At 42.2% G+C, this 21,961-nt stretch carries 21 protein-coding genes; 11 read left to right on the forward strand and 10 right to left on the reverse strand.

Annotated elements, in window-relative coordinates; translation table 11 throughout:
- Window positions 1–70: 70 nt before the first annotated feature.
- The gene (locus IQ13_RS00280) at window positions 71–1,783 is read right to left on the reverse strand and encodes a DEAD/DEAH box helicase (RefSeq protein ID WP_144883368.1); all 1,713 of its coding nucleotides are present in this window, start codon (window positions 1,781–1,783) and stop codon (window positions 71–73) included.
- Between the two features lie 242 nt (window positions 1,784–2,025).
- Here IQ13_RS00280 and IQ13_RS00285 point away from each other — a divergent pair, with 242 nt between their 5' ends.
- The 5 genes from IQ13_RS00285 (at window position 2,026) to def (ending at window position 5,069) form a co-directional block, all read left to right on the forward strand.
- On the forward strand, window positions 2,026–2,562 hold the full coding sequence (locus IQ13_RS00285) for an RNA methyltransferase (protein WP_144883370.1): 537 nt from the start codon (window positions 2,026–2,028) through the stop codon (window positions 2,560–2,562).
- A 15-nt stretch (window positions 2,563–2,577) separates the two neighbouring features.
- Entirely contained in the window at window positions 2,578–3,519 is a 942-nt protein-coding gene (locus IQ13_RS00290) for a UbiA-like polyprenyltransferase (RefSeq protein WP_144883372.1), read from the forward strand.
- 44 nt (window positions 3,520–3,563) lie between these two features.
- Window positions 3,564–3,914, forward strand: coding sequence for a four helix bundle protein (locus tag IQ13_RS00295; RefSeq protein WP_144883374.1), 351 nt, complete (start codon window positions 3,564–3,566; stop codon window positions 3,912–3,914).
- Between the two features lie 47 nt (window positions 3,915–3,961).
- The gene (gene ruvX / locus IQ13_RS00300) at window positions 3,962–4,372 is read left to right on the forward strand and encodes a Holliday junction resolvase RuvX (RefSeq protein WP_144883376.1); all 411 of its coding nucleotides are present in this window, start codon (window positions 3,962–3,964) and stop codon (window positions 4,370–4,372) included.
- 118 nt (window positions 4,373–4,490) lie between these two features.
- Window positions 4,491–5,069: a peptide deformylase gene (gene def, locus IQ13_RS00305; protein ID WP_144883378.1), complete on the forward strand. Its 579-nt coding sequence runs from the start codon at window positions 4,491–4,493 to the stop codon at window positions 5,067–5,069.
- A 32-nt stretch (window positions 5,070–5,101) separates the two neighbouring features.
- Here def and IQ13_RS00310 read toward each other — a convergent pair whose 3' ends face one another.
- Entirely contained in the window at window positions 5,102–6,181 is a 1,080-nt protein-coding gene (locus IQ13_RS00310; RefSeq protein WP_144883380.1) for an RluA family pseudouridine synthase, read from the reverse strand.
- Window positions 6,182–6,239: 58 nt separating this feature from the next.
- Between IQ13_RS00310 and lipB the strand changes: the two genes are divergently transcribed.
- Window positions 6,240–6,965 carry a lipoyl(octanoyl) transferase LipB gene (gene lipB, locus IQ13_RS00315; protein ID WP_144883382.1) on the forward strand — a complete coding sequence of 242 codons (726 nt, stop codon included), beginning with the start codon at window positions 6,240–6,242 and terminating at the stop codon, window positions 6,963–6,965.
- Here the strand turns inward: lipB and IQ13_RS00320 are convergent.
- The 3 genes from IQ13_RS00320 to IQ13_RS00330 all read right to left on the reverse strand — a co-directional run bounded on the left by IQ13_RS00320 (window position 6,960) and on the right by IQ13_RS00330 (window position 9,520).
- Complete coding sequence (locus IQ13_RS00320; protein WP_144883384.1) at window positions 6,960–7,763, reverse strand: hypothetical protein; 804 nt, start codon at window positions 7,761–7,763, stop codon at window positions 6,960–6,962. The genes lipB and IQ13_RS00320 overlap by 6 nt on opposite strands.
- Window positions 7,764–7,846: 83 nt before the next feature.
- The gene (locus IQ13_RS00325) at window positions 7,847–8,563 is read right to left on the reverse strand and encodes a hypothetical protein (RefSeq protein ID WP_144883386.1); all 717 of its coding nucleotides are present in this window, start codon (window positions 8,561–8,563) and stop codon (window positions 7,847–7,849) included.
- Between the two features lie 51 nt (window positions 8,564–8,614).
- Window positions 8,615–9,520 carry a 1-aminocyclopropane-1-carboxylate deaminase/D-cysteine desulfhydrase gene (locus IQ13_RS00330; RefSeq protein WP_144883388.1) on the reverse strand — a complete coding sequence of 302 codons (906 nt, stop codon included), beginning with the start codon at window positions 9,518–9,520 and terminating at the stop codon, window positions 8,615–8,617.
- A gap of 55 nt (window positions 9,521–9,575) precedes the next feature.
- Between IQ13_RS00330 and IQ13_RS00335 the strand changes: the two genes are divergently transcribed.
- Entirely contained in the window at window positions 9,576–10,475 is a 900-nt protein-coding gene (locus IQ13_RS00335; RefSeq protein ID WP_144883389.1) for a nucleotidyltransferase family protein, read from the forward strand.
- 48 nt (window positions 10,476–10,523) lie between these two features.
- Here the strand turns inward: IQ13_RS00335 and IQ13_RS00340 are convergent, their stop codons facing one another.
- Window positions 10,524–13,157 carry a S8 family peptidase gene (locus IQ13_RS00340; protein WP_158637268.1) on the reverse strand — a complete coding sequence of 878 codons (2,634 nt, stop codon included), beginning with the start codon at window positions 13,155–13,157 and terminating at the stop codon, window positions 10,524–10,526.
- Window positions 13,158–13,367: 210 nt separating this feature from the next.
- Between IQ13_RS00340 and IQ13_RS00345 the strand changes: the two genes are divergently transcribed.
- Both IQ13_RS00345 and IQ13_RS00350 read left to right on the forward strand, forming a co-directional pair.
- Complete coding sequence (locus IQ13_RS00345; RefSeq protein WP_144883391.1) at window positions 13,368–14,174, forward strand: M57 family metalloprotease; 807 nt, start codon at window positions 13,368–13,370, stop codon at window positions 14,172–14,174.
- Window positions 14,175–14,326: 152 nt separating this feature from the next.
- The gene (locus IQ13_RS00350) at window positions 14,327–15,127 is read left to right on the forward strand and encodes a M57 family metalloprotease (protein WP_144883392.1); all 801 of its coding nucleotides are present in this window, start codon (window positions 14,327–14,329) and stop codon (window positions 15,125–15,127) included.
- Window positions 15,128–15,182: 55 nt separating this feature from the next.
- Here IQ13_RS00350 and pgi read toward each other — a convergent pair whose 3' ends face one another.
- Together pgi and IQ13_RS00360 are read right to left on the reverse strand one after the other, a co-directional pair.
- A complete protein-coding gene (gene pgi, locus IQ13_RS00355; RefSeq protein ID WP_144883393.1) occupies window positions 15,183–16,811 on the reverse strand; it encodes a glucose-6-phosphate isomerase in 1,629 nt (542 codons plus the stop codon).
- Between the two features lie 29 nt (window positions 16,812–16,840).
- Window positions 16,841–17,779, reverse strand: coding sequence for a bifunctional riboflavin kinase/FAD synthetase (locus IQ13_RS00360; RefSeq protein WP_144883394.1), 939 nt, complete (start codon window positions 17,777–17,779; stop codon window positions 16,841–16,843).
- A gap of 71 nt (window positions 17,780–17,850) precedes the next feature.
- Between IQ13_RS00360 and IQ13_RS00365 the strand changes: the two genes are divergently transcribed.
- Both IQ13_RS00365 and IQ13_RS00370 read left to right on the forward strand, forming a co-directional pair.
- Window positions 17,851–19,023: an AIR synthase related protein gene (locus tag IQ13_RS00365; protein WP_144883395.1), complete on the forward strand. Its 1,173-nt coding sequence runs from the start codon at window positions 17,851–17,853 to the stop codon at window positions 19,021–19,023.
- A gap of 35 nt (window positions 19,024–19,058) precedes the next feature.
- Window positions 19,059–19,745, forward strand: coding sequence for a cell division ATP-binding protein FtsE (locus tag IQ13_RS00370; protein ID WP_144883396.1), 687 nt, complete (start codon window positions 19,059–19,061; stop codon window positions 19,743–19,745).
- Here the strand turns inward: IQ13_RS00370 and IQ13_RS00375 are convergent.
- Together IQ13_RS00375 and IQ13_RS00380 are read right to left on the reverse strand one after the other, a co-directional pair.
- The gene (locus IQ13_RS00375; protein WP_144883397.1) at window positions 19,726–20,844 is read right to left on the reverse strand and encodes a glycosyltransferase; all 1,119 of its coding nucleotides are present in this window, start codon (window positions 20,842–20,844) and stop codon (window positions 19,726–19,728) included. The genes IQ13_RS00370 and IQ13_RS00375 overlap by 20 nt on opposite strands.
- On the reverse strand, window positions 20,837–21,937 hold the full coding sequence (locus IQ13_RS00380; RefSeq protein WP_242009440.1) for a glycosyltransferase: 1,101 nt from the start codon (window positions 21,935–21,937) through the stop codon (window positions 20,837–20,839). The genes IQ13_RS00375 and IQ13_RS00380 overlap by 8 nt, the downstream gene beginning before the upstream one ends.
- Window positions 21,938–21,961: the final 24 nt, after the last annotated feature.

The raw sequence follows: 21,961 nt of genomic DNA on the forward strand, positions 1-21,961 counted from the left end.
AATAGGTAAGGCATAAAATAAAAACGCCACATCATTTGATGTGGCGTTTCGTTATTTGTAATACAAATATTTATCTGCTGTTTGCATCATTCATTCGGATGTTTCTTCCTTTGAACTTTTTACCATCGATCGATTTGATCATTTGCTTGGCTGCTTTGCTGTCTACCTCCACCCAGCTGTTCATTTCACGCATATCAATTTTGCCCAGTACATCTTTGCGCAAATCGCTCATGTCTAAAATAAACTGCAGGAAGCTGGCTTTGTAAAAACCATCTTTGGTGCCAAGGTTCACAAACAGTTTGGTGTAGTTGCCCGAACCGCCGCTGTTGAAATCACGACCTTGTGTATCACGATAGGGTTGACGTTCACCACGTGCGCCTCGTGCAGATCCTCTGTCCATACCTCTGTCGCCACCACGACCATCACGTTTAAACTTATCAAACTCACGACCACGTTCACGAATGTTCAGGTCTTCGGCGTTTTCGTAATACTTCAGGAAACGATCAAACTCCATCGCCGCAATGCGCTTCAGAATATCTTCCTTCGTCATGTCTGCAAATTTTTCCTGAAGCATGGGTACATAGGTTTCGTATGCTTCGTTGCTTACATCGGTACTGATGAGTTTATCCATAAACGAGAAAAACTGTTTACGGCAAACATCTTTACCTGTTGGAATTTCAAGTTTATGAAAGGAGGATTGTGCAATGCGTTCAATCTGGCGGATCTTGCCAATTTCACGGCTGTGTACAATACTCATACAAATACCCGTTTTGCCTGCACGACCTGTACGTCCGCTGCGGTGTGTGTACACCTCAATATCATCAGGTAATTCGTAGTTGATTACGTGTGTTACTTCCTTTACATCAATACCACGTGCCGCTACGTCTGTTGCAATCAACAGCTGTAATGTTTTATCACGAAACTGACCCATTACGGTATCACGCTGCTGTTGCGTAAGATCGCCATGCAGTGCGTCGATATCATAACCTTCACGTGTAAGTTTCTCTGCTATTTGTTGTGCATCAACTTTTGTACGGGTGAAGATGATACCATAAATACCGGGGTTGAAATCGATCAAACGCTTCAGCGCTTCGTAACGGTGATGCGATGAAACAACGTAGTACTGATGATCGATGTTTTTGTTACCGGTGTTTACTTTACCAACGGTAACTTCCACCGGCTCTTTCATGTACTTACGGCTCACCTTACGTATTTCGGGTGGCATTGTAGCACTAAACAACCAGGTACTTTCTTTCTTGGGGGTGTTTTGCAAGATGAATTCAATATCATCCTGGAAACCCATGTTCAGCATTTCATCGGCTTCATCCAATACTACGTACTCAATTTCACCGAGATCGATGGCCTTCCGTTCAATCAGATCAATTAAACGGCCGGGCGTTGCTACAACAATCTGTACGCCACGTTTAATATCACGAATCTGCATACCAATGCTGGTACCGCCATATACGGCTACCACATTCATACCTTTTACGTTTTTCTTAAAACGTTCCAGTTCTGTAACAATCTGTAAACAAAGTTCACGGGTGGGGCATACCACCAGTGCCTGGGGATATTTCTTACTTGTGTCCAGTAATTGTAATAACGGTAAGCCAAAGGCGGCTGTTTTGCCTGTACCCGTTTGGGCAAGGCCAATAAAGTCTTTCGTTCCACTCAGTAAAACCGGGATGGCTTTTTCCTGAATAGGGGTTGGGTTGGTAAACCCGAGTTCTGTAACTGCACTCATCAATCGTTCATCGAGTCCAAGCGCTTCAAATGTGTTCATTCTTAATAATTTTTAACAAGGCGCAAAGGTAAGCTTTTAAGGGGAGAATAGGGGGAAGAACTGCGAAGCAGGTGCAGGAACCGGACTCTTGCGGGCAAGGGGATGTCTGAATCAGGATATTTGATGGAGAATGTCTGAAGTAGGATGTAGGATATCTGATGTCTGATGTAAGAAGTAGTGGGCCAGCATTAAGGCAATCTATTCACCACTCACTATTCAGCATTCACCATTACCTTTGCCCGATGCGAAAATTGAGCATGGATGAACTGAACCGTAAAACCGTGGATGAGTTCAAAGAAGCAGAAAAAAACAAGGTGATTGTGGTGCTGGAAAACATCCGCAGCATGCAGAATGTAGGGAGTGTGTTCCGTACCGCCGATGCGTTCCTGGCAGAAGCTATTTACCTGGTTGGTTATACACCGCAACCTCCGCACCGGGATATTCATAAAACAGCGCTGGGCGCTACCGAAACCGTACACTGGAAGTATTTTGCAACCACCGCCGAAGCCATTGCTGAACTGAAAGCCAACGGCTACAAATTGTTTGGTATTGAACAGGTGGAAGCAAGCATAATGCTGCAGGATTTTGAAAAAGCCCCCGATGAAAAAATAGCCCTCATTTTTGGTAACGAAGCAGAAGGCGTAGAACAGGAAACTCTGCTGCAATGCGAAGGATGTATTGAAATACCGCAGTTTGGTATGAAACATTCGCTGAATATTAGTGTAGCTGCCGGTGTGGTGCTTTGGGAAATGGTAAGAAAAGGTATCTTGAACCAATAATCTGGATTGAACAACATGAGTACAGTAAAGAACTATTTATCGCTGATAAAGTTTTCGCACACCATTTTTGCATTGCCTTTTGCATTGATTGGTTTTTTTCTAGCGATTGTTTTCGGAAATATTGAACATGGACATTGGAATTTAAATGAAACAATAGGCTGGGGGCCAAAGCCTTTTGATGCGAACTTCTTTGAACATTATGGAAGTACAATTATTGTAAAGTTCACTCTAGTGCTCCTCTGCATGGTCTTTGCCCGCAGTGCAGCCATGGCCTTCAACCGTTATCTCGACAGAAGCTTCGATGCAAAAAATCCACGTACGGCCATTCGTGAAATACCGGCAGGAATTATTTCGGCCAACAGTGCATTACTGTTCACCATTATCAACAGTGTGTTGTTTGTGGTTACAACTTTCTTCATCAACACACTCTGCTTTGCATTATCGCCGGTGGCATTACTGGTGGTGCTGGGTTACAGTTATACCAAACGTTTTACTCCGCTTTGTCATTTAGTATTAGGCTTGGGTTTATCGTTGGCGCCCATCGGCGCTTACTTAGCTGTAACAGGTGTGTTTGATGTGTTGCCCATCTTGTTTTCATTCACTGTATTGTTTTGGGTGAGTGGTTTCGATATTATTTATGCTTTACAGGATGAAGAGTTTGATAAGAAATACGAATTGAAATCCATCCCTGCCTGGTTAGGTAAAACAAAAGCGTTGCGTGTATCAGAGTTTCTGCATGTGCTTTCTGCATTTTGTGTTACAGCTGCAGGTTATTACGGCAACTTCGGAATGTTGTATTGGATAGGTGTGGCGGTGTTTATTGGTATGTTGGTGTACCAGCATTCCATTGTAAAACCAAACGACCTCAGCAAAGTGAACATTGCATTTATGACAGCAAACGGTATTGCCAGCGTGGTGTTTGCGGTGTTTGTGATAGCGGATATATTTATTGGATAACCAGTTCATAGATCATGGTTCATCGTTCATAGAAAAACACGCTTATGGCTTTTCGTTTCGAAGAATTAAAGGTCTGGCAAATGGCACTGGACTTATCGAATGAGATTGATTTGCTTAGTAAAAAGTTTCCCGTTGAAGAGCGTTTCAGCCTTTCATCTCAAATAAAACGAGCAGCAGATTCGGTTGTATTGAATATTGCAGAAGGCAGTACTGGACAAACGAAGCCCGAGTTTAAGCGTTTTCTGGATATTGCACTTCGATCAGCAGTGGAGGTTGTGGCCTGCTTGTTTATGGCTATAAAGCGCAATTATATAAGCAAAGAGGAATTTGATAAAAATTACACAGCATACGAAGTTATTTGCAAAATGATCACTAAGCTGCGTGACTCAATGTAGGAGGTATACTATGAACCATGAACCATCAACCATGAACTTGTAACCCAATGGCCAGAATTCTTTGCATCGACTATGGCGGTAAACGCACCGGTATTGCTGTAACCGATCCGTTACAGATTATTGCGACCGGTTTGACGACGATTGAAACAAAAAACTTCATTCCTTTTCTCAAAGATTATTTCAGCAAAGAGCAGGTGGAGAAAATCCTCATTGGTATGCCCACCAATTGGGACGACAGCGACACGCACGCCACACCGTTAGTGAAGAATGCCATCGCTCAACTCAAGAAAAACTTTCCGCAGATTCCCGTTGAAACGGTAGATGAACGCTATACTTCCAAAATGGCGAAAGATGCCATGCTCGAAATGGGCCTGAAAAAAAGCCAGCGCCGGGATAAAAAACTGGTGGATGAAATTGCCGCTACCATTATGTTGCAGGAATATTTAGCAAGATTGTAGATTTCAGATTGGCGATTGCAGGTTGCACTCCCTTCGCCATCAATGTGTATATTTGCAGCTTATTTTCCAGGGTTGCAATCTTCATATCTGCAATCCAAAATCGTAAATCTGAAATCGCATGATTCTTCCTATTGTCGCATACGGCTTTGATGTACTTCGTAAAGTAGCAAAAGATATTACACCCGATTACCCGGGCCTGGAGAAGCTTATTGCCGATATGTGGGAAACCATGTATTCATCAAACGGTGTAGGCTTGGCTGCTCCGCAGATCAATAAAGATATCCGGTTGTTTGTGGTAGACAGTGCACAGATGTTTGCCAATATGGATGAAGAAGAAGCCTTGCTGTATCCCGATCGTCCGGGCGTAAAACAGGTGTTCATCAATGCACAGGTAGAAGAGTTGATTGGTGACGACTGGGCTTACAACGAAGGTTGTTTAAGTATTCCGAAGATTCGTGAAGATGTGTACCGTGCCGAAGAAGTAACAATTCGCTACATGGATGAACACTTCAACGAACATGTAAAAACATTTGATGGTATTACGGCCCGTGTTATTCTGCACGAATACGATCATATAGAAGGGAAACTGTTTATCGATTATCTGAAACCGTTGAAGCGTAAAATGCTGAAAGGAAAACTCGATGATATATCAAAAGGAAAAGTGAGCGTAGATTATAAAATGGTGTTCCCTAAATAAGAAGAAAGCCCGTCACACGACGGGCTTTCTTTTTATTCATCATCTCCGGTGAGATTCTTCGCCTTTGTGTACACTCTCCATTTTTCAATTACCTGTTGCATATCTATTGCCAGCTCACTGTCAAACAACATGCGTTCCTGTGTTTTAGGATGTGTAAAGCCCAGTGTTTTTGCATGGAGTGCATGGCGTGGACAAATAGCGAAACAATTATCTACAAACTGTTTGTACTTGGTGTAAACCGTTCCTTTTACAATCCGGTCACCACCATACGTATCATCATTAAACAACGGGTGACCGATGTGCTGCATATGTACACGTATCTGGTGGGTGCGACCTGTTTCCAAACGACATTCTACCAGTGTGGTATAGCCGAAACGTTCCAGCACGGTGTAATGTGTAACGGCTTCTTTACCATATTCACCATCAGGATATACATCCATGATTTTACGGAAACGTTGATGCCTGCCTACATGACCGGTAATGGTTCCGTTATCTTCTTTAATATCGCCCCACACCAAGGCCACATATTTACGCTCTACTGTATGGTTGAAAAACTGTTTGGCTAAATGCACGCTGGCCTGTTCGGTCTTAGCCATAATAACAAGTCCACTGGTATTTTTATCAATACGATGCACCATGCCAAAGCGTGGCAATTCATCTTCTGTAAGATTAGGTTGTTGCTGTTGAAAATGCCATAAGGCACCGTTTACCAATGTGCCCGAATAGTTACCGCAGCCCGGGTGCATCACCATGCCGGCCACTTTGTTCACCAGCATTACGTGATCATCTTCGTACACAATGTTCAGCGGCAGTTGCTCAGGTTTCAGGTCTGTATCTTCAGGAGCAGTGTCGGTAAAGGTTACAATATCATCGCCCGGTTTTACTTTATAATTGGCTTTAACGGTATTGTTGTTCACCAGTACCAGACCGGTTTCAATACCACGTTGTACTTTATTGCGGGTGGCACCTTCAATTTTCGTCATCAGGTATTTGTCTATACGCAAAGGTTCCTGCCCTTTGGTAACAACAAAACGCTTCTTCTCGAACAACTCTTCCGAGCCGTCGCCGTTCTCCAGTTCACTGTCTTCATCCAGTAATTCTTCGTCGATCATAAGCTGCAAAAGTAAGCCCTGTGTGTCATCCGTTCAAATCAACGTAAATTTGCAGGCTATGACACAACAGGTGCAGTTTGAAGATTTAGGAAACATGCCGTACAAACAGGCTTGGGATTACCAGGAAAGTTTGCTGAAGAAGAATCTGGAAGTAAAGGCTGCATTGCGTGTTGCAGCTGATAGGCAGCAAGCACTCACGACTGACGACTCACGACTGACGACTCAACACTATCTTCTTTTCGTAGAACATCCACCCGTGTACACATTAGGTAAAAGCGGCGATGTAAGCAATATTCTTATAAGTGAAGAAGAACGTATTGCAAAAGGCATTGAATATTACCCAACCAATCGTGGTGGCGATATTACCTTTCATGGTCCGCAGCAAATTGTTGGTTATCCCATCTTCGACCTTGAAAAATTTGAGACCGACATTGGTAAATACCTCCGCAAGCTGGAAGATGTGATTATTCTAACAATGGCCGATTATGGATTGAAAGGCGATCGTAGTCCCGGTGAAACAGGTGTGTGGCTCGATCCGGATGTGAAAGGCAGGGAACGAAAAATCTGTGCCATGGGCGTGCGTTGCAGCCGCTGGATTACCATGCACGGTTTTGCATTTAATGTGAATACTGATCTTGCTTATTTCAACAACATCATTCCCTGTGGTATACAAAACAAACAGGTTACTTCACTTGAAAAGGAACTTGGCCGTAAAGTTGATTTTGAAGAAGCCAAAGAAAGGGTGAAACGAAATTTTGAAAAAGTATTTGATATCAAATTATAATGGCTTGGCGAAGTAGAGCAATGTTTTATGATCGCCAAAAATCCATTCTTCTTTTTCCAGCTTATAAATAAACAGCAGCCAGCTGTTGTCGCCCGATTTGATTTCGATCTGGTTATTAACAACAGTAATTGTGCAAGGCATCACTTCTGTTTTATCTTTTGAGTAAAAGGTGAGTTCTGCTGTTGCCGTATTGTTGCCGTTGTGCTTGATGGCTTTAATGTAACGGATCAATACCGATTCGTTGCTGATGGCACCGGGCTTCGATCGTCTGCGGTAAATAGTCCAGCTGCTGCCATCTAAATCGGCAAGGTTGGGGCTGATGGGCGTATCCAGTACAGGATCAGTTACGGCATTTTTACCCAATGTTTCCCGCCAGAAAATTTCTTTCTTTACTAAAGTGTGCACCGTGCCATCATCATCCAATAAAATTAATTCGTTCTCCGTAACCGTTTTGATGGTGTAAATATCAGCTGCTGCAATCAGCACATTGCCGGGCTCATCTATAAAGGCTTCGCCACGCATAATGGTTTTGGTGCCGTCACGTGTTTCAACTTTATTGGTATTGGTAAAATGGAGATAGATCGTATCTGCAATCGGCAAATCGTTTTTGTCCTCATCCGAACGCTTTGCTTCCTGCCAGCGGCCCTGCAATTGTTCTAACGAAAAATTAAAAGTTGGGGTCTTTTTTGGATTACCTGTATTGGTTGGAGTAACACCTCGTCTTCCAACACGTTGTGCAATTAGCAAACAAGGTGCAGAAAAAAGCAGGAACAATAATAGGGTTAAACTTTGTTTCATAAGTGTGGATGCAGGGAATGCAATCTGCAATGCAGTTCAAATTACAAAAACAACGCCATTCTTCAAATGACGGACCAAAAAGATTAGTAATCTCTTGTTATGAGGAATTTATTTTTCTCTTTCAACTTACCATCCTCCAGGAGTTCAAAGTGGTACCAACCCGAGCGCATAAAGTTTACTTTATCGAGGGTAAGATAGGATTCAGTAATTTTTGGAATGGCAAACAGCAAGCTGCCATCTTCTTTCATAAAACGGATGCTGTATTTTTTTGATGCAGCTTCGGGTAACCGAATAACAGGGTTGCCATCATCGCCTGTAAAAACATACACCGACGGAACCCAAACAGGCTTTGGTGGTGCCTGAGGCTTTTCTTCTTTTACGGTTTCTTTTGGCTGTGTAGTTACAACCGGCTTCGTTGTTTTTACAGGCTCTGTTACAGTTGCCACCACTTCTTTTGTTGTATCAATAAATAACTTGCGTGATGGAGTGAAGATGTAGTTGGTTCCTTCAAACAAAATAAAAATGCGGTAATAGCCACTGTCGTTTTTGGCTGTTTTATCAACGTAGCTATAACTTTTTACATTGGGGTTGGGTACCGAATGGATGGTGCTGAAGCTGCGTAAACTGTCTTTCGAACGTTGAATATTGATCTGCGATACATTTTTGTACGGACTGTTCCAGCTTAATAAAATTTCTCCGTTCCTCTTTTTAATTGCCTGGAATTTTGGTAAGGTATCGTTTTGCGCAAATGCAAAAGACGTTACAAAAAAAAGGAGGGCGAGTAAGCTCAGTTTATTCATGGATGATGTATGCTGATGGTTGATTACAATAGTTCGCAAATATAATGCCGTTCAGAATAACAATGTGCCTGCAGGTAAGCTGTTGTTGCCTTGTAAACCACCACTGTGGATGAGCAATACCGAACTGTCTTGTGGAAAGTAGTGTTGCTCTGCAAGTGTTACAGCTGCCTGCATCAGTTTGCCTGTATACACAATATCGGTGGGAATGCCTGTTTTGGTATAAAACAAATTCATAAAATTGAATTGCTCTTGTGTAGTTCGGGCATAACCCGCACCGGCAAACTCAAATAATACAGTTGTTGCAGCGGCTGTAGTTGTTGCTGCATGTTGCTGTAAAAACTGTTGCTGTTCCGCTGCTTTAATTTTCAACACAGGAATACCGATCACGGTTTGATGCGGTTTTGCTGCTGCTGCAATTCCTTTGAAAGTTGTGCCGGTACCCATGGCACAAAGAATATGCGTATAACTGTGTGCATCATCAATTGCTGAAAGTATTTCCGTGCAGCCACGCAACCCCTCGCTATTATTACCGCCTTCCGGCACAAATGAGAAATGATCGTTTTGTTGTTTGATCTGGTTGACAGCAGCGCTATTCGAATCATACTCTGCCCGGCTCACAGGGATCAATTGCATACCATGTGCTTTGCAAAAAGCCAGTGTAGTGTTGAGTGGTTCTTTTATTTCGCCACGGATAATACCGATCGATGACAGGTCTTGTTCGAAACAGGCGAAAGCCGTAGCACAAAGATGGTTGGAGTATGCGCCACCCATTGTAAGAATACCTTGCTTGTGTTCGCTTATGGCTTTCTGCAGATTGTATTTGAGCTTAAACCATTTGTTACCCGAAATAACCGGGTGTAATACATCGAGCCTCGCCACCGTAAACGGAAAAACAGTGCCGTTTGCGAGCAGCCATTCTGCGCCAGTTGATGCTATTGTTAATGGTATCGTTTGCATGATGCAGGGGAACGATAGTTTCCTATCTTCGCAACGCTCAAAAATAATTGATTACATGCAACCAACACTTTTAATACTTGCAGCAGGAATGGCCAGCAGGTACGGCAGTATGAAACAGATGGAAGGCTTTGGTCCTTCCGGTGAAACCATTATGGATTACTCTATTTACGATGCCATCCGTGCAGGTTTTGGAAAAGTAGTATTTATTATTCGCAAAGATTTTGCCGACAATTTTAAAGCGGCATTTGAACCAAAGCTGAAGGGCAAGGTTGAAATTGACTATGTATACCAGGAACTGACATCGTTTACAGATGGATTTACCATTCCTGCAACACGTGTTAAACCATGGGGCACTGCACATGCTATTCTTTGTGCTAAAGATGCCATCAAGGAACCATTTGCAGTGATTAATGCCGATGATTTTTATGGCAGAGATGCATTTGAAAAAGCTGCAAAGTTTTTGAAAGAAGAATGTGCAGCTGATAAGCACGCCATCATTGGTTACGAGCTGGCAAAAACATTAAGCGAAAACGGAACAGTAAGTCGTGGTGTGTGCGAAGTTGATGCGGCAAACAACCTGGTAAGTATTTCGGAGCGTACAAAAATTTATCCTGAAGCAGGAAAGATTGTGTACGAAGATGAAGCAGGCAAACATGAAGTGCCTTATCATTCCAGTGTAAGTATGAACTTCTGGTGTTTTGATGCTTCTGTATTTCATTTGGCATCCGACCTGTTTGTGGAGTTTCTTGCAACAAGAGGACAGGAAGAGAAATCAGAATTTTTTATTCCCATTGTAGCCGATCAGTTTATTAAAAAAGGATTGGGTGTGGTGAAAGTAATTCCAACTTCTTCACAATGGTTTGGTGTTACGTATAAAGAAGATGCACCGGGTGTTCAGAAAAGTGTGAACGATCTCGTTGCTTCAGGCGAATATCCTGCATCGTTGTGGAACTAACTTGAATGATGTAATTGAAAGAGCCGTTTAGTACTAAACGGCTCTTTTTTATTGTATCAGCATAATGCCTGTTTGTACTTTTTTATTTTTTCGGAGTAAGCGGTAGTAGTAAATACCTCTTTGCAGGTTGTACACGTTGATTTGTTGCGGATAATCGTTGACCCGCTGTTGCAAAACAACTCTGCCATAATTATCTATCAGCTGGAACAAGACATCTTCATCCAGTTCAGTAAGAACTGTTACACTTCCGTTATACGGTACCGGGTTTGGATATACAACTGCATTGCGGTTGCCGGTATTATAAATATTAGCTGTATCGGAATAGTATTTTCTTCCATCTGTCAACTCAACGACTGCCCGGTATAAATTATTGCCGTTGACCAACGATGGATCTGTAGCTGTTAACTGCAAACTGCCGGTAAATGGTTTCTGCTCCAGCAACACAAATCCGTTTGCTGTATATTTTTCAAAACGAATAGATTTTACTAAGTAGCCTGTGCCGGTTTCCAAATAAAGTAAACCTTGGTTAACGCCTGTTTTATCTGCAATAAAATTCCGGATGTAACAAGCTGTTCCCTGCAGTTCATAATTAAAGGTATAGCTTCTTACTGCAGCAGATGAAGCGAGCAGCGGTGTAACACTGTAATGTTTGGATGGATTTGTTTGCTTCGACAAAACAATAAACGTATCGGTGATTGTGCGGAACGGTTCCATGTATTGAGTGCCCAGCTGTGCTATACGATAACCTGTTGCACCCGGTACACGAGACCAGCTGAATAAAACGGAATCTGCACAATTAAAACCAACAACACTATTAATGCGTTGCGAAATTGTAAAGGCATCACTTGTAAAAGCAGAGCTGTTAATCGTCATACGTAAAAGCGCACGTGAAATTGTATTTGCAGTTTGCAGTTTATAATAGCCACGTGTAAGATCTACTGCTGTTGAAATAGTTTGCCAGCTCGTACCATCATCCGTGCTTAATTGCAAGGTGCCGGTTGTATTGCTGAATGTGGATTGAAAACGCAACACATTCTGTTGACCGGGAAATAAATGATCGGAAGCAGTCGGAAACTGCCAGGTAAACCGATCGGCAGTATCAACCTGGTAAGCAATGGCAAAATTTTGCGAGCCCGCTGGTATTGCAAAACCATGTACAGTAACAGTATAATCCCCTGCAACAGGATTGTCAATTGTTATCTGTTCAACAACATTTAAACTGTCACGCTTACGCACCGGCAATTGTTGCAGGCTGTTTGTATTCGCTGTGCTGTTGAGTACCCAGGGTTGCCAGGTTGTACTTCCCAAAGCAATCGTCAAATCAAGATCATTCACCAATGCTTTTGCTGTATTGGGTGCAGCAGGAGGGTCGGTCCACACCAGCGTAAGCTTTAACTGTTTACTGTTTGCAGGAACTGTAAGTGTAAATGATTGTTGTGTGTTGTTGCTTACACTGCCTGTGAAATAGTGATTGTTGACCATCGTTTGAATCGCAGCAAAAGCATTGGCACTTCCATAGCCCGATTTATAATCAATACCCGGCGTTTCTACATCATTAGCGCTGTTCAGTAATACTGCTTTAATAAGCGAAGCGGGTGCGCTTGTATTTGCATGTAAACGTTTATATACATCATGCACTACAGCACCGATACCCGATACCAATGCCGCTGCACCCGAACTGCCATCTTCGCCAAACGCAACTAACTCGGGTTTAACTCTTCCGTCAAAAGCAGGGCCCTTTGAACTGGGAATAAGCACCACTCCAAACGTATCGGTATGACCAACTGTAATAATATTTTTTGCATGTTTAAAATTGCCGGTAAGATTCGAATAGCCATTCAATCCCGTGTAAGCTCCTGTAGGTGCAGCTTGCGAACCACTGTTACCTGCCGAAAAAATATGCAGCAACGAAGGGTTGGCAATAACCGATGCATCGTAACCAACAGCTTCAGCACCATAATAACTTTCTACAATAGTGCCGTATGAATGATTTTGTAAGAGAATTGAACTGTTGCTGTAATAACTGTTTGGTTCAGGCAACAGATTAATGAAGTCGGCTGAGCTGAGTTGCGCACCCCATGCTGTTCCTTTTGTATTGTACCATGTATTACCGCCGCCTGCAAGCATGGTTGCCATAATACTTGCATGATTTGACGTAGATGTAGCTGCAAAAGAAGAGCTGAGAATCCTTCCACGAAGATCAATATCGTTTGAATCGAATTTCTGTTCTTTAATCGAAACGTTTACGTTGGCAGCGTTGTATTGTTTGTAATAATGCTGGATAGTTGAAATACGGTTCGCAGCATAATCAACAAAGCCAAACAGCAATTCTTCTGTTGGTTTTTTCTTGGTATCAACGGAACGTATAAACGGTAACTGCAACAGCTTTTCTATTTCTGTCCAGTTGGTTTCAAGTACAATAATTTTTGCCGGTTCGTATATGGAAACAATACGGATGGATTTGTTTGATGAAACGGTAGTTTTAATTTGTTGAAGATCCGTTACTGAAACTGTATACAAACCAATGCCTGTTGGCTTTGAAGTGCGTAGTTGTAATGCGAGTGAAGGCAACAACTTATCCACAGGTTTTTGTTTTATTTCCTGTGCATGTAACGAAAGCGTCGATAGAAAAATAAATAAAGGAAGCGTTGTTAATTGTAACAGTGCAAAACTACTTTTCAACTTTATTAGATATTTTTTCATCGACTATAAAACTCTTTAAAAAACTTCAAATTGCACATTAAAAATTTTGCTGTGTAGTTTTTCGAAGTGATTTTACTTTTTTCCTAAACAGATATTTTGTTTGCAACATTGCTGCAATGATTGCTCTTTTACACTTGATAAAAATAAATAATTTAAACCTGTCATTTTTTTTAACCTAAACATTTAGACATGAGAAAACTGTTTTATGGAATTGCTGCAGTAAGCTTTGCAGCATTATTTATTGTTGCCTGTACAAAAGCATCAACAGAACAAACCGATGCACAAGTATCGCAGGATGTATTAAACCAGATTGCCGCACAGGGATTTTCTACCGAAGGTGTAATTAAAACCGATGGAGGTTATCTTGTTGAAGGCGACATCTTGTTAACGCCTGAAAACCTGAAGCATACAGCTACGTCAAACGAGTTGATCTATGCCAATGAAGAGCACTACCGTACCACTTATTTAGTAACTGGTTTGCCACGCACCATTACCGTAAGTCTGAACACCACACAGGCTAATTTTGTTTCAGCTACGGATGAAGCGATTCGTCGGTACAATGCGTTGAATCTGCGTGTACGTTTTCAACGTGTAACCGGAACTTCGGCAAACATCAATATTGTTACTTTTTACCAGGTAAGTAATACGCTGGGTTCTGCAGGTTTCCCTACAAGCTCTGGCAATCCTTACAACCAGATTCAGATGAATACGTATTGGTACACACCTAGTATTGCCGTAAATGCTTTGGCAACAACCATTGCACATGAAATGGGTCATTGCATCGGTTTCCGTCATACCGATTATATGAACCGTTCTTATAGCTGTGGTGGCTCTGCGGTTAATGAAGGTTCGGCAGGTGTGGGTGCTGTGTATATTCCGGGTACACCAACCGGTCCGAGTGCCGGTTCCTGGATGCTTGCTTGCGGAAGTACTTCTTCTTCATTTAACCGTCCGTTTACCAGCGCAGATCAAACAGCTTTGAATTACGTGTATTAATACATTATCAGCTAGTTGTAAAAGCATTCATGTACATGAATGCTTTTACTTTTTTGTAAGAATGGATGCGTGTATTTACTAAGTGAAATTAACCTTGCACCTTGAATAAAATTGATTAATTTAACCATCTCTTAAACCTAAACATTTAAAACATGAGAAAACTATTTTCAATTTTGGCCGTTGCTTCCTTTGCAACATTGTTTATTGTGGCCTGTTCGAAGTCTGCAAAAGAAGTTCCGCAGGCAGATATTCCGCAGGATGTATTAAACCAGATTGCTGCTCTTGGTTTTTCATCAGATAATGTGGTAGCCAGTGATGGAGGCTATGTTGTAGAAGGCGATATTTTTCTATCTCCATCAGATCTCACAAATAAGAAAGTAACTAACAGCTTGCTTATTGCTAAGGAGGAACAGTACCGTACAACCAATCTTGTAACAGGACTTCCAAGAACAATTACAGTAAGCATCAGCGGCAGAAATATTACACAATTATTAATTGATGGTGTTAATGCAGCTGTAGGAAGATACAATGCAGAGAATCTTGGCTTAACATTCCAGTACATAGGTACTAATGGCGGTGGTGATATTAATCTGAGCGTAGTTAATACAGGCCAATATATCGCATCAGCAGGTTTCCCAAGTGGAGGCGATCCTTATAACACAATTAAGTATGCACGTACTTATACATCTGGTTACAGCCTGAATTTTGTAACAACAGTAATCGCTCATGAAATGGGCCATTGCATTGGCTTCCGTCATACCGATTATATGAATCGTTCTTATAGCTGTGGTGGATCAGCAGTAAATGAAGGCGATGGTGGTGTTGGTGCAATTCTCATCCCGGGAACACCTTCTACTCCTGATGCCGCTTCATGGATGTTAGCTTGTCTGAGTGCTACAACAAATCGTCCATTTAATACAAACGATAAAACAGCCTTGAATTATCTCTATTAATTAAATAGAAAAGATAAAAATTAAAGGCCCCCGCTGTCCAGCGGGGCTTTTAATTTTATTTACGGAACGCTTTGTATTGATTGATGAGTGCGTTGGTGGATGCGTCATGCGATGTAACCACTGCATCGCTTTCCAGTTCAGGTAGAATTTTGTTGGCTAATTGTTTGCCCAACTCAACTCCCCATTGGTCGAAGCTGTAAATATTCCAGATCACACCTTGCACAAAAATTTTGTGCTCATAAAACGCCACCAGTTCGCCTAATGTAAACGGTGTAATTTGTTTTACAAGAATAGAGTTAGTAGGACGGTTGCCTTCAAATACTTTATAAGGGATCAACTCTTCTTTTACACCTTCAGCAATCACTTCTTCTTTGCTTTTGCCGTTCATGAGGGCTTCTGTTTGTGCAAAGAAATTACTCATGAGTTTGTTGTGATGATCACTCAGCGAATTATGACTGATAGCCGGTGCAATAAAATCGGCAGGAATTAAATGGGTGCCCTGGTGAATCAGCTGGTAAAACGAGTGCTGACCATTGGTGCCCGGTTCACCCCAAATGATAGGCCCTGTGCTGTACTCAACTTTATTACCGCTGCGATCAACATACTTACCATTGCTCTCCATATTGCCCTGCTGGAAGTAAGCCGCAAAGCGGTGCAGATACTGGTCGTAAGGAAGGATGGCTTCACTCTTTGCATCAAAAAAGTTCACATACCATGTGCCGAGCAGTGCCATAATCACGGGAATGTTTTTATCGAATGCTGCTGTTTTAAAATGTTCATCAGCTGCATAAGCACCTTTCAGCAACTCTTCAAAGTTGTTGTAGCCGATGGTTAATGCAATGGATAAGCCAATAGCACTCCACAAGCTGTAACGGCCGCCAACCCAATCCCAGAATTCGAACATGTTGGCTTTGTCAATACCAAACTTCACTACTTCTTTTTCGTTGGTAGATAATGCCGCAAAATGTTTGGCCACAAAGGCTTCGTCTTTTGCATGTTCAAGAAACCAACTTCTTGCACTGTGTGCATTCGTCATGGTTTCCTGCGTGGTAAATGTTTTCGATGCAATCAGGAACAGCGTTTCATCTGCCGTTACTTTCTTCAAGGTTTCTGCAATATGTGTACCGTCTACATTACTTACAAAATAGGTTTCAATACCCTCAACCCAATAAGGTTTCAATGCTTCGGTAACCATTACCGGACCAAGATCACTACCACCAATACCGATGTTTACAATGTATTTGATCTTCTTACCGGTGTAACCTTTCCATTCGCCACTATGAATACTCGCACAGAAACTTTTCATTTGCGCCAGTACACGTTGTACATCGGGCATTACATCTTTTCCATCAACCAAAACAGGTTTGCCGGAAAAATTGCGGAGGGCAGTATGCAGCACCGCACGCTTTTCGGTATGATTGATGACATCACCTCCAAACATTTTTTCAATCGCCTCTTTCACTTTGCACTCATCTGCTAACTGTTGCAGCAGTTGCATGGTTTCTCCGGTAATAATATTCTTGGAGTAATCGAAGATGATAGCACCTTCTGTTACATTGAATTGTTGAAAACGGTTTGCATCAGCTGCAAACAATTCTTTCATGTGCACCTGTTTCATTTGTGCAGCATGTGCTGCCAATTGTTGCCAGGCTGTTGTTGTTGTTGGGTTAATCGACGAAAGCATGTGGGTTAATTTTATTCAATCAATAAGTATTATTCTGCATCAGCCAGCAATTGCAGGCTTTGTTCTTTGTCTTTGTGCAACTGTTCAATCAGTTTATCCAGTCCGTTAAACTTCACTTCATCCCGCAAATGATATTTTACAAACACTTTTAAATGCCGGTTGTAAATATCTTCTGCAAAATCGAACAGGTTTACTTCGGTTGTTTTTTGTGTGCCGTCAACTGTTGGCCTGGTACCAATGTTCATCATACCTTTCAACATGCGTGTATCACCTTCTACCTGTGCAAGCACTGCGTACACACCATTGGCAGGAATCAGTTTGCCCGCATCCTGTATTTGCAAATTAGCAGTAGGATAGCCCAGCTTGCGACCGAGTTTATTTCCTTCCACCACATATCCTCTGAAGAAATACGTATAGCCCAACAATTGATTTGCTGTTTGTGCATCGCCTTTGGCAATGGCTTCACGGATCTTGGTGGAGCTTACGGCCACTTCATTCAATACCTGTTTGGGAATTTCTTTTACATCGTATGCAAACTGTTGTCCCATTTGCTGCAGCAACGCAAAATCACCTTCACGGTTATTACCGAATTTATGATCGTACCCGATAATAATGAGCGATGGGTGAAACAGCTTCACCAAAAAATCCTGGATGTATTGCTGTGCTGTTTGTGCAGCAAATGCTTTGTCGAACGGAACAACCACAAGGTTATCTAATCCCTGTTGTTTCAACAGTTCAATACGTTCTTCCAGTGTGGTGAGTTCAGCTATTTCCTGTTCGGGCTTTAGCACTTTGCGGGGATGAGGGTAGAAACTGATGAGCACCGATTCGGCTTCCCGTTCTTTTGCTTCAGCTATTAACTGCCGGATGATTTGCTGGTGACCAAGATGCACACCATCGAACGTACCGATTGTTAGTACGGTTTTACTGAAAACCGGTAACTGCTGCAAACTTCTGTAAACCTTCATAATTTGAAGGCACAAAAGTAACACATTTGATGTGTGGAAGTGTTAGTTTTGCGGCTCATAATCGTCGGTACATGTCATTATACAACAAACGGGGCGTTTCAGCGCAAAAGGAAGAAGTACACAAGGCAGTAGAACATCTCGATCAGGGTTTGTACCCCAATGCGTTTTGCAAGCTCTATCCCGATTACCTGGGTGGCGATGCCGATTGGGTGAATGTTACGCATGCCGATGGTGCCGGTACAAAAAGTATTCTGGCTTACTTGTATTGGAAAGAAACGGGTAATGCATCGGTGTGGAAAGGCATTGCACAGGATGCAATTGTTATGAACCTCGACGACCTGCTTTGTGTTGGTATCTATGATAATATTTTATTCTCTTCTACAGTTGACCGGAACAAAACACTCATTCCGGGTGAAGTGCTGGAGCAGGTGATCAATGGCTCGGCTGAGTTATTTGCACAATTGAAAGAATATGGCGTGAACATTCATTATCTCGGTGGCGAAACAGCTGATGTAGGTGATGTGGTGCGCACCATTGCAGTGAACGGCACAATGACGGCTCGTTGGCCGAAGAGCAAAGTGATCAGTAACGATAAAATAAAAGCCGGTGATGTAATTGTTGGCTTAGCCGGTTTTGGTCAGGCGAATTACGAAACATCGTACAACAGTGGTTTGGGCAGTAACGGATTAACAAGTGCACGACACGATGTGCTGGAGAAATATTATGCGCATCACTTTCCTGAAACATTCGAATCGAAGCTGAGCGATGACGTTGTGTACATTGGTAAACATCGTCTGGCCGATGAAGTACAATTGCCGAATGGTGAAACTTCATTGATTGGTCGTTTGTTGTTATCGCCCACCAGAACCTTTGCGCCGGTGCTGAAAGAAATTCTGCAAAACCATTTTGATGCAGTCCATGGTTTGATCCATTGCAGTGGCGGTGGACAAACCAAGTGTATGAAATATTTACCGGGGCCAATGAAGATTGTAAAAGACAATCTCTTTACTCCGCCAATCATTTTTGATCTGATACAGGAAGCGTCCGGTGCTGATGCCCGGGAGATGTACCAGGTGTTTAACATGGGTACAAGATTAGAGATTTATACCAATGAAAAAGATGCTGATACATTGATCAACATCTCAAACTCGTTTGGTGTAGATGCACAAGTGATCGGCAGGGTAGAAGCGAGCGAAAAGAAAGAGTTAATTATCCGCCATGCAGGAGGTGAACTCGAATTTTAATTTTATTTTCAACTTTAACTCAAAAGAATTTAAAAATGCTCCCGATTGTAGAAATAAAGAACGCCAATATTTACCAGAGTGGAAATCTTATTCTCAGCAATGTAAACCTCACGGTCAACCAGGGCGAGTTTGTGTACCTCGTTGGTAAAACGGGTACCGGTAAATCATCGTTACTGAAAACATTATACGGAGAATTGCCTTTGACCGAAGGTGACGCTATTGTGGCCGGTTTTAATCTGCGGGAGATGGATTGGAAGAAAGTGCCGTTCCTGCGCCGAAGCCTCGGTGTGGTGTTCCAGGATTTTCAATTGCTCACCGATCGCAACGTGCACGAGAATTTGAAGTTTGTATTGAAAGCAACCGGCTGGAAAGATGAGAATCTGATGGAAGAAAAGATCAACGATGTGCTGGACAAAGTAGGTTTGAAATCGAAAGGATTTAAAATGACCTTTGAAATGAGCGGCGGCGAACAGCAACGTGTAGACATTGCACGTGCACTCCTCAACTCGCCTAAATTAATACTGGCTGATGAGCCTACGGGTAACCTCGACCCTGAAACAAGCGATGAAATCATGAACCTGTTGTTCCAGGTTGCACGTGATTATAACACGGCCGTTGTAATGGCCACACATGATTTTATGGTGATTAAAAAATATCCTGCACGAATGGTAAAGACCGAAGGCGGCAAAGTGTGGGATAATGCTACTGTAGAGCACGCATAAGCTGCTCTGCATTTTTTCGGTTATTAAAGTTGTTTTGCAGTAAGCCTTCTCTTATCTGCACATCATCGTCGGTGAACTCTTTATGAAAGAGCCGGAAGATCTGGTATTTCATTTCAGTTGGGTTATTAGCCAGCTGACAAGCTTGCTCAACACCAGTTCCTTCAATCATTTCGCTGTTGGCAATTACATGGCGGCCTTTAAATAGCGCATTCAACAGTTTCAATTTAATACCCGATTGCATCATTGCCGGCAACACATGTACCTGTGCTTTCTGCATCAGGTCGTTCAGTTCGGTTTCACCTGGGTTTGCAACAATACAGGTATGCTGGTGTTTATGCGCCAGTTCAACTAAACGGTCCGGTGGATTTTTGCCTGCAACTACAAAAGGAATATCCAACTCGTTAAAAACTTTTTCCAGTAACCATGTCGCTGTTTTTTCATTTTCGGCTACCGATAAATTTCCGTGGTATAAAACAAAGTTTCCTTTTCCAGTTTTAGATGTAACAAGCGTATTTGGAATAAATGCAGGCAGATAACTGCTGTTATCGGCTTTAAACAGTTTTTGATACGCCGTACAATCGTTCTGCGATATGGAAAGAATGCGGTAGTTTTTCAATGTTGCTTCGTATCGTTTCAATAACCTGCTTTCGTGTTGCATGTACGCTTTACGCACCAGCGAAGTTTCCCACTTGCCTAATTGTTTGTAGTATTCAAACTCGGTATTGTGCAATCGGATGGCGATATTCTTTTTTGTTACAGCACCATTGGTAAGTCCATAGGTACAATGAACTCCTTCGAACAATACAGGATATGCATCAGCATTTAAGCGTTTCCACAATTGCTCGTCGTTTCGGGAAGCAACAATGTAGGGCAGTTGCAGTGAAAAGCCTTTATGTCCTTCCTGTCGTGGGTAATAATGTACTTCTGCACAATATTTTTCCAGTTCGGGTTGTTGGCCACGGCCGTATTCAAAACAATGCAGGTGCACATGAACACCCAGATCATGCAATGCTTTTACTTTATAAAAAACATCAACCACACCTCCGTAATCGGCGGGGTAGGGAACATCAAACGAAACAATATGTAAATGATCAGCCAAGGAGTTGTTGATAAAAGTGAATTAATCGTTTTTCTTCTTCCTGCCAGTTTAAAACGGCTGCAGCCTGCTGGCAGTTTGCTTTCAGCCGGTTATATAAAACAGGGTCGGACAATAATTTGTTCAAACCATTTGCAATAGACGCTTCGCTTGTATCCGGTATCAGTAACGCAATTTCAAATTGATTGTTGATGTTCCGGTAAGCTGGATAATCAACGCACAACTGCGGAATGCCTGCCTGGATATAATCGAAAAAACGGTTTGCCAGCGAAAGGTAGTTACTCAGGCCATTGTTTTCAAATAAAGTAATACCGGCATAAGCTGTAGCAGTGATCTCTTTCAGTTCAGTCGGGTTTAATTTGCCCTTCAGCTCAACTTTATTTTGCAGCTGATTGCTGTTGATGAGTGCTTTTGTCTGCTCCAGAAAATTACCATCGCCATAAATTTGCAGTGGAGCGTCCACCTTTTTCATAGCGGGAATCAAGGTTTCAAAACTGCGGCCTTCGTTTACGGCGCCTTGATAGAGGAGGAAGGTTTCTGGTTCATTGGAATTTGGATTTTGGAATTTGGATTTTTTGAGAAACGGAACATTCCGCACTACTTCATACTGCACGCCGTACATTTTTTCAAACTCTTCGGCAATGGGTTGGCAAACGGTATAACCATGTTTGAATTTTGGTACAGTAAACCGTTCAATCCATTTCCACATGCGATAACGGGAAGGACGGGTAACAATCTCCTTCATCTCACAAAACAACTCATGTGCATCGTATACACGTTTGCTGCCTTTTAGTGTTGATGCGAAGTAACAAGGTAAGATGGTATCAAGATCGATGGAACAAATGCAATCTGCCTTTTGAAATAATAACCAGATAAATAAACGCAGGTTATACTCTGCATAAAACAAAGGCCCTTTGGTAAACCAGCAATACAATCGTTTTTGAAGAAAGGGATGATGTTGTAGTGGGGCTGACTGTGTTAGCGTTCTTCCAACCAATGTAACAGTATAACCTTGTTGTGCAAGCGTAGTACAGATACGGATCATGCGTTGATCGTAGGTGAGGTCGTTGGTAACTGTACAGATAATGCTTGCCAAAGGAATAATTGGTTTTGGGCAAAT

Origin of the sequence: Lacibacter cauensis (assembly GCF_007830055.1) — a bacterium.
Classification (GTDB): Bacteria; Bacteroidota; Bacteroidia; order Chitinophagales; family Chitinophagaceae; genus Lacibacter; species Lacibacter cauensis.

What these genes read in the sequence shown, in the direction of transcription:
- IQ13_RS00280 (WP_144883368.1), bottom strand. Translation starts at nt 1,783, where the DNA reads ATGAACACATTTGAAGCGCTTGGACTCGATGAACGATTGATGAGTGCA.
- IQ13_RS00285 (WP_144883370.1), top strand. Translation starts at nt 2,026, where the DNA reads ATGCGAAAATTGAGCATGGATGAACTGAACCGTAAAACCGTGGATGAG.
- IQ13_RS00290 (WP_144883372.1), top strand. Translation starts at nt 2,578, where the DNA reads ATGAGTACAGTAAAGAACTATTTATCGCTGATAAAGTTTTCGCACACC.
- IQ13_RS00295 (WP_144883374.1), top strand. Translation starts at nt 3,564, where the DNA reads ATGGCTTTTCGTTTCGAAGAATTAAAGGTCTGGCAAATGGCACTGGAC.
- ruvX (WP_144883376.1), top strand. Translation starts at nt 3,962, where the DNA reads ATGGCCAGAATTCTTTGCATCGACTATGGCGGTAAACGCACCGGTATT.
- def (WP_144883378.1), top strand. Translation starts at nt 4,491, where the DNA reads ATGATTCTTCCTATTGTCGCATACGGCTTTGATGTACTTCGTAAAGTA.
- IQ13_RS00310 (WP_144883380.1), bottom strand. Translation starts at nt 6,181, where the DNA reads ATGATCGACGAAGAATTACTGGATGAAGACAGTGAACTGGAGAACGGC.
- lipB (WP_144883382.1), top strand. Translation starts at nt 6,240, where the DNA reads ATGACACAACAGGTGCAGTTTGAAGATTTAGGAAACATGCCGTACAAA.
- IQ13_RS00320 (WP_144883384.1), bottom strand. Translation starts at nt 7,763, where the DNA reads ATGAAACAAAGTTTAACCCTATTATTGTTCCTGCTTTTTTCTGCACCT.
- IQ13_RS00325 (WP_144883386.1), bottom strand. Translation starts at nt 8,563, where the DNA reads ATGAATAAACTGAGCTTACTCGCCCTCCTTTTTTTTGTAACGTCTTTT.
- IQ13_RS00330 (WP_144883388.1), bottom strand. Translation starts at nt 9,520, where the DNA reads ATGCAAACGATACCATTAACAATAGCATCAACTGGCGCAGAATGGCTG.
- IQ13_RS00335 (WP_144883389.1), top strand. Translation starts at nt 9,576, where the DNA reads ATGCAACCAACACTTTTAATACTTGCAGCAGGAATGGCCAGCAGGTAC.
- IQ13_RS00345 (WP_144883391.1), top strand. Translation starts at nt 13,368, where the DNA reads ATGAGAAAACTGTTTTATGGAATTGCTGCAGTAAGCTTTGCAGCATTA.
- IQ13_RS00350 (WP_144883392.1), top strand. Translation starts at nt 14,327, where the DNA reads ATGAGAAAACTATTTTCAATTTTGGCCGTTGCTTCCTTTGCAACATTG.
- pgi (WP_144883393.1), bottom strand. Translation starts at nt 16,811, where the DNA reads ATGCTTTCGTCGATTAACCCAACAACAACAACAGCCTGGCAACAATTG.
- IQ13_RS00360 (WP_144883394.1), bottom strand. Translation starts at nt 17,779, where the DNA reads ATGAAGGTTTACAGAAGTTTGCAGCAGTTACCGGTTTTCAGTAAAACC.
- IQ13_RS00365 (WP_144883395.1), top strand. Translation starts at nt 17,851, where the DNA reads ATGTCATTATACAACAAACGGGGCGTTTCAGCGCAAAAGGAAGAAGTA.
- IQ13_RS00370 (WP_144883396.1), top strand. Translation starts at nt 19,059, where the DNA reads ATGCTCCCGATTGTAGAAATAAAGAACGCCAATATTTACCAGAGTGGA.